The sequence below is a fragment of the Microbacterium sp. S308A+ genome (genome assembly GCF_049800815.1).
GTDB lineage: Bacteria > Actinomycetota > Actinomycetes > Actinomycetales > Microbacteriaceae > Microbacterium.
Genome location: NZ_JBNAFT010000001.1, coordinates 631,659 through 644,167 on the forward strand (window position 1 = coordinate 631,659; position 12,509 = coordinate 644,167).

Consider the following 12,509-nt stretch of genomic DNA (forward strand, 5'->3'; position numbering starts at 1 on the left):
TCAGGCGGCCGGGGGCGCGTCGAGCTGCGCGGCCTTGTCGCGCTTGCGCCGGGAGTTCTCGGACAGGCCGGTGGCGTCGAGCACCTTCACCACCGCGACGGCGATCACCACGTTGATCGCGGAGCCCACCAGCAGGGGGAGCACGAGGGTCGCGAAGATCCCCACACCGTAGATGGGGATGAGCAGTGCCGCACCGCCGACGCCGTTGAGGATGATCCCCACGGGAATCGCCACCCACACGTTGATCCGGCGGGCCACGAACCCGAAGATCCAGATGAAGACGATCATCGAGACGGCGACGAGGAGGTGGATCGGGAGCCCCAGGGGGAAGCCGGTCACGAGCGCGGAGAAGAGGTGCCCGATCGCGCCGACGATCGCGCCCTCCCCCGGGCTGAACGCGGCCGCGGCGACGAACGCGGGAGCCGAGTCGAGGGCGACCGTGCCGGTCGGACTCGGGATCTTGATGAACGCGCCGACCGCGCTCAGCGCGATGAGGATCGCGACGCGCGCGATCCTCCGCGGGGTGAAGAACGGCTGACGGGGTGACGGGGTAGAACGGGACATACCGGGTTCCTCCTTTGGAACATCGGGCGAGGAGAGCATTGCGGGGAGGGAGCGGGTGACGAGTCGGGTTCTCGTCACCCGCCGCTTTGTTCGAGATCGAGGTCGGTGGAGAACGAGAAACGGTCGGCTCGCAGAAGGCTCTTGACGGCCTCGATCGGCCGGCCTTCGACGTCCCGTGTGCTGCGTTCGACCAGGAGCGCGGGATCCCCGGGACGCCGGTCGAGCTCGCTCGCCTCGAACTCGTCGAGGAGCGTGGCGGAGAGCCGTTCCGTCGCCCTGTGCGGGAAGACGCCGAGGGCGTCGCGCAGGACGACATAGAGCGAGCGGTCCTCCATCCGCATCTGCAGGAGCGGCGCGCAACGGTCCGCCGGAAGCCAGACGGTCTCGAGGGCGGCAGGCGTGCCGTCCAGAGACCGCACCCGGCGCAGCATCACGGCGCTCTCGCCTGCGGACGGCAGTTCCAGCTGGGCGGCGATCGTCGCGGAGGGCGTCACGAGGCGCAGGTCCAGCACCCGGGAGCGCACTCGCATCCCGCGCTGGGAGAGCTCAGAGGTGAAGCCGCTCAGATGGCGGAGCGATCCCTCGACCCTCGGCTGGGACACGTAGGTGCCGTCCCCCTGACGCCGGAAGACCAGACCCTCGCGCTCCAGCCGGCCGAGCGCGTGCCGGACGGTCTGCCGGCTGACCCCGAGCTCTTCCGCGATGGTCCGTTCGGTGGGGAGCTTCGCTCCGGGGGCGAACGGGGCGAGGCCGAGAAGCGCCCGGATCGCCTCGAACAGCTGGTAGTAGGCGGGGACGGGGCTGGACGTGTCGATCTCGATCGCGCGGAGCCTCTCCACCGTCTCATCCGTCATCACGTCGTCACCTCCCCATCGAGCCAGCCACCTTATTGGGCCTTGATTGGGTTCAATGAAAGACCATTAAGAACCCAATGTCAAGGATCACGCCAGAATCTTTTCCCGGCCTCTCCGCGAACGCGGAGCGACCCTCACTGCGAGGTCCCGCCGGTGCGAGGCGGTTCCCCGGCCGTGTAGCGTGAGCATCATCGGATCGACCGGGGCACAATCCGGACGAGCCAGTCAGCCCCGTCCGCGCGTCCCGACAGCGGAGGCACGACGGGGACGCCCGCTCGCGACGAAGGAGACGCACCGATGCGCTACGCCTTGCATTCGACTCTCATCCCGGGCCAGGAGAGCGCCTACGAACGGGCCCACGCCCGCATACCGGCAGACCTCGAGGAGAGCTTCGACCGCCTCGGGATCCACGACTGGACGATCTGGCGCAGCGGCTCGCACCTCTTCCACCTCGTCGAGGCCGACGACCTCGACGAGGCGATGAGGGCGCTGGAGAACGACCCCGCCAACGTCCGTTGGCAGAGGTCGATCGGCGTCCACCTCACCCCCGCCGACGTCGACGCGCGAACCGGCCGCCCGGCGACCCCCGCCCCGCTCGGCCGGGTGTGGCGGCTTGCCGACCAGTCAGACGAGACCACGGACTCTTAGGAGACTCCTCGGCCCTCCGCGACGGAGGGCGCGTCCTCACGACGGGAGACCGGGCCGGTGCTCCCCCGAACGACGAACTCCACCGGCGGCAGACGGTTCGGCGCCGGCTCCTCCTCCTCGACGATCGAGACCAGCGTCCGCGCGCAGGCGCTCCCCCACTGGAAGACATCCTGGCGCACCGTCGTCAGCGGCGGGATGACGTAGGGAGCCAGCGGGATGTCGTCGAAGCCGACGATGGAGAGGTCGTGCGGAACACGGATCCCCCGGTCGATCGCCGCGGAGATCCCCGCGATGGCCATGATGTCGTTGGCATAGATGATCGCGGTCGGCGGGTGGGGATGGTCGAGCAGCTCATGCGTCGCCTTCGCCCCCGCCGCGCCGGTGAAGTCGGCGAGGGCGATCGGTCCGGCCTCCAGCCCCAGCCGCTCCATCTCATCCGCCCACGCGTCTCTGCGCACACGGGAGTGCACATAGCCGTCGGCGCCGGAGACATGGGCGATCCGCTGGTGCCCGAGCGCATGCAGGTGCCTCACCGCGCGCCGGATCCCCGCCGCGTCGTCCAGGCCGATCAGTGGCGGGCCGCCCCCTTCACCGGAGCCGAGCAGCACGCACGGCAGGCCGAGGTGCGCGAGCTCGGCCGGACGCTCGTCGTCGACCCGCATGTCGGTGAGGAAGACGCCGTCCACACGGGCCTCATGCGCGAACCGGGAATAGGCCTCGCGCTCCGCCTGCGGACCGTCGACGACCTGCAGCACGAGCGCGTAGCCGACCCCGGACAGGGTGCTCTCGACACCTGCGACGAACTGGGGGAAGAACGGGTCGGTGCTCAGCAGCTCCGCCTCCCGCCTGATCACGAGCCCGAGGGCCTGCGCCCTGCTGCGGGACAAGGCCCGCGCTCGCGCGTCCGGCCGCCAGTCCAGTTCCCTGGCCGCCTCGAGGATCCGCTGCCGGGCGGTCTCACCGACTCCGGGGCGGCCATTGAAGACGAAGGAGACGGCACTCTTGGACACCCCCGCACGGGAAGCCACGTCCCCGATGGTGACCTTGCGATCCCGCGGAGCGCCCTTCGAGCCGGAGGACACAGCGGGCGCGGCGTTCCCGTCGCCGGGGCGTGTGGCAGTCATGCGCCCGAGTATAGCGGACTGTTTAGCACGATTTAGCTTCGATAGCATCCTCGATGATCCCGCCCGAGGCCCGCCCCTGGCGCATAAGCCGGACAACCCACCCCGACGAGTTGACCCTTCGAGTCAAAACCGGTTTACTAAAGGGGTCGTCACCGGCGGGAGCAGCCGCCGGACCGGAGGCGCAGGCCGCCAGCCGGTCGGATCAACGAGGAGCAGAGCGATGGGCAGGGCCGCAACGGCGCACGATTCCACGAGAGCCCTCCCCCGGCGTGCGGGCGGCACCCTGCGACGCTGGCTCGGGGAGAATCCCCTCGGCATTCTGCTGAGCGCTCCCTACACCGCGTTCGTCGTCGTGGTCTTCCTCATCCCCTTCGCGTTCGGGGTCTGGATGTCGTTCCACGATTTCTTCTTCACCGCACCCGGCGTCGTGGTCTCCCACCCCTTCGTGGGCTTCGAGAACTTCGCTGTCGTCCTTGGCGATCCCGTGGTACAGCGCGCCTTCCTGAACCTGCTCTTCTTCCTCGTCATCAACGTGCCCCTCACCGTCGTGCTGGGGCTCCTCCTCTCCTCCGGGCTGGACGCCGTGGTGCATTGGCGAGGCTTCTTCCGGGTCTCGTACTACATCCCGTACGTCACGGCGTCCGTCGCGACCGTCTCGGTCTGGATCTTCCTGTTCAACGGCAACGGCGTCGTGAACGCGCTGCTGGGCGGCCTCGCCCCCGAGCCCTCGTGGCTGGCGAATCCCGCACTGATCATGCCGCTGATCGCCGTCTACGTGACCTGGAAGAACCTCGGGTTCTACATCCTGCTGTACCTCGCCGCGCTGCAGAACGTGCCGAAGGAACTGCACGAGGCCGCACAGCTCGACGGCGCGGGGCGCTGGCAGCGGTTCCGATCGGTCACCCTGCCCGCCGTCCGCCCCGTGACCTCGCTGGTCGTGCTGCTGTCGATCATCACCACCGGGCAGATCTTCACCGAGCCTTACCTGCTCACCGGCGGCGGCCCCAACGGCGCGTCCATGACGCCGGCTCTGCTCATGTACCAGCAAGGCATTCAGCAAGGGAAGCCCGACATCGCCGCCGCGATCGGGATGATCCTCGTCGTCGCCGTGATGATCGTCTCCCTTGTCTCACGCCGCCTCACGGAAGGCAAGTCCCGATGACCGCCTCGACCGCTCGTCCTCACGATCGCGCGCGCGGAGGACGCACGCTCGCCACCCTGCGCTTCGTCCTGTTGCTCCTCGGAGCGCTCGCCGCCCTCGCGCCCTTCTACTACATGGTCGTCGGAGCCCTCCAGCGCAGACGCGACACCAGTCCGATTGGCCTCCTGCCGTTGCCCGGCAACCTGACGCTGAACAACTTCGCCGAGATCAACGAGTCGGTGAACCTCCTCGGCTCCCTGATGAACTCGCTCGTCTTCACGGCGGGAGTGGTCGGCTGCACGCTGGTATTCGGCCTGCTGGTCGGCTATGCGCTGGCCGTGCTGTCGTTCCGCGGGCGCGGCGTCGTCTTCGCACTGGTGCTCCTGGTCCAGGCCATCCCGTTCCAGCTGCTCATGATCCCGCTCTACGTCATGGTCGTACGCTACTTCGGCCTGGCTGACAACTTCCTCGGGATGATACTGCCGTTCGCCATCAACTCCGTCGCCGTCCTCATCTTCCGGCAGTACTTCCTGCAGATCCCCCGGGACGTGTTCGACGCGGCGCGGATCGACGGCGCGAGCGAGCTCCGCATCCTGATCTCCATCGCCGTCCCCCTGGTGCGCCCCGCCGTGCTGACCGCGATGTTGGTGACTTTCATCGGTCCCTGGAACGAGTTCCTCTGGCCCTTCCTGGTCACCAAGGACGCGTCGATGCAGACCCTGGCGGTGAGCCTGGCGAACTTCTCGCAGACCAACGGCGCGTTCCTGGACAACCCGATGGGCGCGGTCCTCGCCGGCGCGTGCGTGCTCGCCGTCCCGGTGGTCGTCCTTTTCCTCCTGTTCCAACGGCACTTCACGTCCGCGAACCTCGGCTCCGCCATCAAGGGCTGAGCCTCCACCCCGCACACAAGGCAAAGGCTGATGACCGCACTCCCGCAGACCGCTCCCCTGATCCCGATCCCCTACGCCATGACCCGCAGAGGGACGATCATGACCGCGCGGCCTGGCGACCCGTTCGAGGCCGAAGGCGTGCTCAACCCCGGGACGGCCTGGGGCCAGGACGGCGATCTCTATCTGTATCCGCGCGTGGTCGCCGAGGGGAACGTCTCGCGCATCGCGCGGGCCAAGGTGATCGTCGAGGACGGGGTCCCCGTCGCCGTGGAACGGCTCGGCATCGTGCTCTCCCCCGACGAGAGATGGGAGCACGGCCGACGCAACGCCGGCGTGGAGGATCCTCGCATCACCTTCCTCGAGCCGCTCGGCCTGCACGTGATGACCTACATCGCCTACGGCCCCCTGGGACCGAGGCCCGCACTGGCGATCTCCCACGACACCGTCACATGGGAACGGCTCGGGCCGATCCACTTCGCCTATCAGCCCGAACTGGCGAGCGATCTGAACCTCTTCCCGAACAAGGACATCGTGTTCTTCCCCGAACTCATCCCCGGCCCGGACGGCGCCCCGAGCATTGCGCTGCTGCATCGCCCGATGTGGGACCTCGACTGGCTCCGACCCGGCGAAGGCGCGCGCACGCCCGCCGGTATCGACGACGACCGCCCGTCGATCTGGATCGGCTATGTCGACGCCCGCGCCGCTGCCGCAGATCCCTCGGCGCTGACCCTGGTACGCGACTCGTCGATGATCGCCGGCCCCGAGATGTCCTATGAGTCGGCGAAGATCGGCGCCGGCCCCTCACCCCTTCGGGTGCCGGAGGGGTGGCTCATTCTGCATCACGGGGTGTCCGGTGCGACGCCGAAGGGCTTCGAGCTGGCGCACGGCTCCCAGTACTCCGCCGGGGCCATCCTTCTCGACGCCGACGATCCCCGCCGTGTCCTCGCCCGCACCCCCGAACCCCTCCTCGCCCCGGAGACCGTCGAGGAGACCGAGGGCACGTTAGCCAACGTCGTCTTCCCCACGGCGATCGAGGAGATCGATGGCCGGCGTTTCGTCTTCTACGGAATGGCCGACTCCTCGATCGGGGTCGCAGAGCTCAGCCGGCTCTGATCCGCACGAGCCCTTCGTCCCCGCCGACACCCCGTCGGCGGGGACGTCTCCGCGGGCAGAAGCGCCGCCCCGTCGGGGGCGGCGCGTCAGCCGGCGAGTCAGCCGGCGCGGCGCCAGCCGCAGCGCACGAGGATACCTCCCACGCCCAGGAGGAGCAACGCCGTGCCCGCCGCCCACGGGAGCCAGCCCAGACCGCCTCCGGTGGCCGGAAGAGCGCCCTCTCCCCTCCCCGTTCCCGGCTCGGAACCTCCCGGTCCGTCGCCGGCGGCCGCGATCCTCACGTGCGTCGAGGCGATGTCCCGCCCGTCCTGTGTCGCGACCACGGTGTGCTCACCCACGGCATCCGCCGGGAGCCGGCCCTCGAGGAGGAAGGAGCCGTCAGCACCGGCGGTGATCTTGCCCAGCTCGACCGGCCTCGATCGCAGCTCGATACGGTACTCGACCCCGGCGGTGAAACCGGTGCCGGAGACCTCGATCCCGCCGCCTGCCCTCAGCCCGTCGGCGACGTGCAGCTCGGGGAGCGGCGAGACCACGGGGTCGACGAGGACAGTGACCGGCTCTGATGCGACGGACCATCCGCCCGCGTTCTTGGCTCGGACGCTGACGGCATGCTCACCCGGCTCGACACCGGGAATGCGGACGTGCAGCACGGCCCCCTCGGTCTGGACGACGAGGCGCTCGCCGACGGCGACCTCGTAGCCGACCACGGCGGACCCTCCCTCGCTCTCCGGCGGCGACCACCGCGCCTCGACCGTGTCACCGGTGGCCGACGCGCTCACCCCGAGCGGGGCGGAGGGCACCGCGTCGAGTCGGACGAGAGCCGCCAGGACGGCGGCCAGAGCGGCCTCGGCCGCATCCACCTGTTCCTGGGACGAAGAGATCACGCTCAGCGTCTCCTTCGCCGACTCCCGCGCACCCAGCACCGGAGCCCAGCTGTCCGGGGTGTACTCCCGGCTGTCCAGGCCGTCGACGGCACGCAGACGTTCCTCGAGCCGTGCGCTGTCCGCGACGACGTTCACCGCACACCACGCCGTCTCCTCGCCGAGAGCGTGGGTGAGAAGCAGCGAGGTCGCGCCGATCGCGTGAGTGGCGACGTCGACCTCCACCCGTCCGTCCGCTCCCGCCCGCGGCGTGCCGTCCACCGAGGCGACGGCGGTGTCCGTCGACGCGGCTTCGAATCCGTCGCGAGGGTCCTGGGGCGAGACCGTCGCCGCCACGGTGGCCTCGCCGTCCCGGACCGTGGTCGCCGTGGCGACGCACTCGAACGTGAATCCGCCGTAGACCTCAAGCTCCCAGATGTTCAGGCCGTACTTGGTGGCGGGCATGCCGGCTACGCGGATGTAGCGCACGTCGGCGGGGTCGAAGTCGTGGACGTGCCGCAGAGAGGGCTGCACGGCCGCGACTCTGGCGAGCTCGGTCCAGGTCGAGCCGTCGACCGAGCCCTCGACACGATAGTCGTTCGACGTCCCGGTCTCCCAGTTCACCACAGCCCGCGACACCGACCGGACGCTTCCGAGATCGACCTGCAGCCAATGCTCGCGGTTCTCCCGGCCAGACGACCATTTGGTGGCGAGCGACCCGTCTGTCGCCTTCGCCGCGACGATGGTGGGGTTGTCGTTGTGGACGCTGTCGGCGGTGGCCGGACGCCCTAGGGCGAGGTTCCCCTTCCCGTCCGTGACCGGCTGCGCGTCGGCCACGGACCGGTCGGCGAACACCTCGAGCTCCCACAGCGAGGGACCGGAGTCGAGCGCGCGCTTGACCGTCTGCATCCGGACGAAACGTGCGGCCTGCCCGTCGAGGGTGATCACGTCGAGGCCGCCGTCGCTCCCGGCCGCAGGCGTCGAGAAGACGTCGCGCCAGCTCGTGCCGTCGTCAGAGAGCTGGATCCGGTACGACCTCGCAAAGGCCGCCTCCCAGTGCAGCCGCACGGTGGAAACCGGCTGTGATGAGCCGAGGTCCACCTGCGCCCAGGCGTTGTCGGAGTTGTTCCCCCGCCACCGGGTGGCCCGGTCGCCGTCGGCGATGTTGTGCACGAGGTTGTACCCTGCATAGCCCGACGCCCGGCTCCCCGCGTCGACGGCGAGGTTGACCGTGGACGCCACCGTCAGCTCGCGGACACCGTAGCGCTCCCCCACTCCGTCGAGGAGGACCACGCGCACCCGAGAGGCCGCGGTGGGCGCGATCGGCACCTCGCTGACGCCGCCCGTGCCACCGGTGATACGGGCCTGATCGGTCCAGGTCCTGCCGTCCGACGACGTCTGCACGAGGAAGTCGCTGGCGAAGTCGTCCGCCCAGTCGATCCCGACCTTCGTCGCCCAGGAGCCGCGCGGGAGCTCCTCTGCGATCCACTGCAGACCCGCCCCGTCCGATTCCCAGAGCGTGCCGGGGTCACCGTCGCCAAGAGCCTCGACGGCGCGATCGGGAGCGGTGCTGCTCGCGGAGTGCGCGGAGGAAGGTGCCTGGCTCCCTGCCACGAGCGGCGCAGTGACGGTCTTGCCCGTGCTCGCGCCGGCGCCGAGCGCGAACGTCCCGTTCCACTCGGTCTCGCCGCCGGTCAACGTCACCACCAGGGTGAGACCGGGTCGGTCGGGATTGGCGATGCTGACCACCGGCGTGTCCCCGCGTTCGTCGAGGAGGACGAGCGCGGGCTGGTCGACGGTCAGCGCGCGGCCCTCGCCGAGGTCGAGGGAGCCGGCCGCGGCGAAGGTCCCCATGGTGATCCCGAGCCCGTCGTGACGCACGGCCTGCACCTCGGCATCGTTGCGCAGGGTCCGCACGGCCGGCTGCGCTGCATAGGCCTCGACCTCCGCAGGCGTCGCGGCGGGGAGCACGGTGTAGTCGTAGGTCGCCGACTCCGGGGCGACGCCGTGGTCGACGTACACGGTGTAGGCGTCGCGGCTGACAGGCTCCTGCCCCTCCCAGCTCCCGGTCTGGCTCTTGTTCGAGACCTTCACGTCCTGGTCGGCGGCGAAGACGTATCCGACCTCGTCGTTGTAGGCCCAGCGCGCGCCTTCCGCGCTCTGCGCATCGGTGCCGGGGACGACGGGACGCCCGTCGACGACGGCGTTCGGCTTCGCCACAGCCTGGTTCACGGTGGTGTGGACGGCAGCGTCCGCGGTGGAGCGGATCCCCGCGCCGAGGGCGACCATCTGATCGTCGAAGGAGAAGTAGCTCTTCTGAGCGGTGGTCGCGGCGCTGTCGAGGGTCAGCACGCTCATGCCGTACCGCCCGTTGGAGACGCCTCCGGTGAAGCTCGCGCCGTCGCCGTTGCGGCCGCGGTTCTCGACGCCGCGTTCGGTCCGTTTGGCGTCAGGGGCGGTCACCCCCGGGTAGTGCCACCAGTCGAAGGCCGGGCCGAGGTCGAGGTACTCCCGGTTGTTCACCTGGATCGCCGTCGACCCCATGGCGTTCCAGTAGACCGGGTTGCCCAGCTCGTCCCGATAGGACGTGCGCAGCTCGGCGCCGAAGGTGCGCGAGGAATTCAGCCGCGTGAAGATGCCGTAGTCATCCCGCAAATGGGAGCTGAACTCCGAACGCCAGAAGTACTTGTTCCCGGTGACGCCGTTGTCGCGGGTGGTGCCCAGGATCCCGTCCAGCACGGCCTGGTATGCCGTGGCGTACAGCGGATCGGTGCGGGCCATCCGCTGCAACGGCTCGATGAACTCCGAGGAGTGGCTGGTCACGCCCTGGATCGTCTTCGGCGGCCGGTAGTTCAGGTAGAGCATCCCGATCTCGCCCCGGATGAGCCAGCGGGTGCCGCCTGCGATGTAGAACGCGATCGAGTCCAGCTGATCCCTGGTGAAGGCGAGCGCCGTTCCCCGGGCGACATCGGCCCAGAGCGCAGCGTAGGTGAACAGCACCATGCCGTATCCCTCGCTGTACAGCTGTGCTCCGTGCGCCCAGAAGCTGGCGTCGGGCTGCACGGCCTCCTTGACGGTTCCGGAATCGTCGACGGCGATCGTGGCGACGATGGTGGCGAAGCCCTCTGTCACCTTGTCGAGGTCCCGTGTCGCCAGCGCCTCGAAGATGTAGTTCGAGGTGCGCCAGGCGCCGTTGGCGCCGACCGGGTCGAGCTTTCCTGTGTTGTGCGCGAGGCTGACCTGGAAGGCCTCGTCGCTGAGCTCCTCGCCGAGGAACATCGAGATGCGTCCCATCGCGATGGACTCGCCGATCTCGGTCTCCCACCAGTTCTGGTTTCCCGGATCGACCCGGTCCCAGTGACGCAGCGCACGGTCCACGGCGTCGACGAGCCGCCGGTCGCCATGGCCCTTCGCCGCGGGGTCCCGATAGGCCTGGGTCATCGCGAGCATCCGGTACAGCGCGATATAGGCCGACCAGGTCTTCCCGTTGGCCGAGCTGGTCCGGTCTGCATAGTCCACATCCGCCCACGACCCGTCCTCCTTCTGCGAGGCGGCGTAGTCCAGTGCCTCCGAGGCGCGGGCCAGGTAGATGCCGTTGGCGATGATGATCTGATCGCCCTGGCCGAGATAGTACTGCTCCAGGCGCGAGACGACCGTCCCGACGTCGTCCGCGGGGGCCGCGGCGGCGGGGACGGCGGCGAATCCGGATGCGCCGATGACGGCGACGACGATGAAGGCGATCAACGAGGTGATGCGTCGCATGGCTGGGCTCCTTTGCCGGGCTGCCAGGGAAGGGGGCGCGGGTACGCGAGTAGACGGGTACGGATGCCGCCCGCGACGGGCTACGGGACGGCTCCCCGGACGAGGCCGGGATCCGCGGGGCTGGCTCCCGGGCGTGGATCGAGAGGAACGGCGATCCGCGCCCGGGAAGAGGGTCAGCCCTGGGAGATCAGGCTGTCGACCTTCTCTGCGGCCGTCCTGAAGGTCTGTTCGAGGTCGCCTTCGCCAGCCTGCACCGCCTTGCCCCAGGCGTCGCGGAAGGTCTGCCAGATCTCCGTGGCGTCGGCGATGTTGGGCACGTCGACCGTGAGCGGGACAGAGGCGGCGAACGCCGCCAGCACAGGACTCCCGGCGAGGACGTCACCGGCGATCTTGTCGACATCTCCGCGGACCGGGAACTGCCCTGTGGTCTCCAGCAGCGCCCGGTCGTTGTCCGCGTTCATCGAGAACTTCACGAAATCCCAGGCAGTCTGCTTGTTCTCGCAGGAGGTGTAGAGGCCCACGTTCTTCGAGTCGCCGAAGGTGTAGGTCTCGGCGGCGGGGACGCCGTCGGCGGTCGGCAGGGGCACGATGCCGTAGTCGACCTTGCCGTCGAACGCGCCGGCGCCCCACGGACCCGCGATGCCGAAGGCTGCGACGCCGTCGGCAAAGGGGCCTGCCCACGCGTCGCCGCTATACGCCTCGGCGGACGAGTAGCCGTCGGCGTACAGCGTCTTCCAGAAGGCAAGAGTCTCGAGCCCCTTCTCGCCCGCGAAAGCGGCCTTGCCATCGCTCACGAGTTGGGTGCCGCCGGAGTTGGCCAGGAAGAACGGATAGAAGTCGAACAGCGCGTTGGTGTAGTCGCCCGACGCGGGCGGATAGAGGACGAACTGCGCCGCCTTGCTGTCCTTGATCGCCTTAGCCGCTGCCAGGACGTCGGCGTAGGTCGACAGGGCCGGCTTGTCCGGGTCCAGGCCGGCCGCCGCGAACACCGCCTTGTTGTAGTAGAGCATGAAGGGGTTGGCCTTCCAGGGAACCTGATAAAGGTCCCCGTCCGGGGAGCGGAATCCGTTCGCCGCGTCCCCGGAACGCTCGGCGATGAAGGACTCTCCGTCGTCGAAGGTCTGGGAGATGTTCACGAGGCCGCCCTGCTTCTGGAAGGCAGGGACGGCGGCCGGCGCGGTGTTGTACACGAGACACGGCGTGTTGCCAGCCGTGATCGCGGCGCCGATCGCGTCCTCCGACGACTTGCCCGAGGGGATGGCTTCCGCGGTGACCTTCTCATCCGGATGCTCGGCGTTCCATGCGTCGACGACCGCCTCAGCCCAGGCGATCTCCTGCTCGTTGGTGGAATACCAGATGGTGACGGGCCCGGACTTCGGCGCGGCTCCCCCGGCGGGAGCACCGGTCGCGCCGCATGCGGCAAGGGGCAAGGCGATGGCGGCCAGGACGACGGCACCTGCGTAGCGCTTCATTGCGAGAACTCCTTCGTTCGGAGCCGCTCACGCGGCCCCTGCTGTGCTGAGGATCCTTCGCCCGCCGCGGAGCACGTCTGC

The 12,509-nt window shown here is 69.3% G+C and carries 9 protein-coding genes; 4 read left to right on the top strand and 5 right to left on the bottom strand.

The window, feature by feature from the left end:
- Together ACP15J_RS03000 and ACP15J_RS03005 are read right to left on the bottom strand one after the other, a co-directional pair.
- On the bottom strand, window positions 1-564 hold the full coding sequence (locus ACP15J_RS03000; protein ID WP_424935531.1) for an ECF transporter S component: 564 nt from the start codon (window positions 562-564) through the stop codon (window positions 1-3).
- A gap of 74 nt (window positions 565-638) precedes the next feature.
- Window positions 639-1,418, bottom strand: coding sequence for a GntR family transcriptional regulator (locus ACP15J_RS03005; protein WP_424935530.1), 780 nt, complete (start codon window positions 1,416-1,418; stop codon window positions 639-641).
- Window positions 1,419-1,715: 297 nt separating this feature from the next.
- On the opposite strand from ACP15J_RS03005, the gene ACP15J_RS03010 reads away from it, so the two are divergent.
- Window positions 1,716-2,066, top strand: coding sequence for an L-rhamnose mutarotase (locus ACP15J_RS03010; protein ID WP_424935529.1), 351 nt, complete (start codon window positions 1,716-1,718; stop codon window positions 2,064-2,066).
- Here the strand turns inward: ACP15J_RS03010 and ACP15J_RS03015 are convergent.
- Complete coding sequence (locus tag ACP15J_RS03015; protein ID WP_424935528.1) at window positions 2,063-3,190, bottom strand: LacI family DNA-binding transcriptional regulator; 1,128 nt, start codon at window positions 3,188-3,190, stop codon at window positions 2,063-2,065. The genes ACP15J_RS03010 and ACP15J_RS03015 overlap by 4 nt on opposite strands.
- Window positions 3,191-3,410: 220 nt before the next feature.
- Here ACP15J_RS03015 and ACP15J_RS03020 point away from each other — a divergent pair, with 220 nt between their 5' ends.
- Genes ACP15J_RS03020 through ACP15J_RS03030 form a run of 3 tightly spaced genes read left to right on the top strand, consistent with a single transcriptional unit; the run spans window position 3,411 to window position 6,334 of the window.
- Window positions 3,411-4,352 carry a carbohydrate ABC transporter permease gene (locus ACP15J_RS03020; protein ID WP_424935527.1) on the top strand — a complete coding sequence of 314 codons (942 nt, stop codon included), beginning with the start codon at window positions 3,411-3,413 and terminating at the stop codon, window positions 4,350-4,352.
- Window positions 4,349-5,221, top strand: a complete 873-nt coding sequence (locus tag ACP15J_RS03025; RefSeq protein ID WP_197220331.1) for a carbohydrate ABC transporter permease — start codon at window positions 4,349-4,351, stop codon at window positions 5,219-5,221. The genes ACP15J_RS03020 and ACP15J_RS03025 overlap by 4 nt, the downstream gene beginning before the upstream one ends.
- A gap of 30 nt (window positions 5,222-5,251) precedes the next feature.
- On the top strand, window positions 5,252-6,334 hold the full coding sequence (locus ACP15J_RS03030) for a hypothetical protein (protein ID WP_424935526.1): 1,083 nt from the start codon (window positions 5,252-5,254) through the stop codon (window positions 6,332-6,334).
- Window positions 6,335-6,432: 98 nt separating this feature from the next.
- Here the strand turns inward: ACP15J_RS03030 and ACP15J_RS03035 are convergent, their stop codons facing one another.
- Window positions 6,433-10,956: a discoidin domain-containing protein gene (locus ACP15J_RS03035; RefSeq protein ID WP_424980834.1), complete on the bottom strand. Its 4,524-nt coding sequence runs from the start codon at window positions 10,954-10,956 to the stop codon at window positions 6,433-6,435.
- A gap of 173 nt (window positions 10,957-11,129) precedes the next feature.
- The gene (locus ACP15J_RS03040) at window positions 11,130-12,428 is read right to left on the bottom strand and encodes an ABC transporter substrate-binding protein (RefSeq protein WP_424935524.1); all 1,299 of its coding nucleotides are present in this window, start codon (window positions 12,426-12,428) and stop codon (window positions 11,130-11,132) included.
- Window positions 12,429-12,509: the final 81 nt, after the last annotated feature.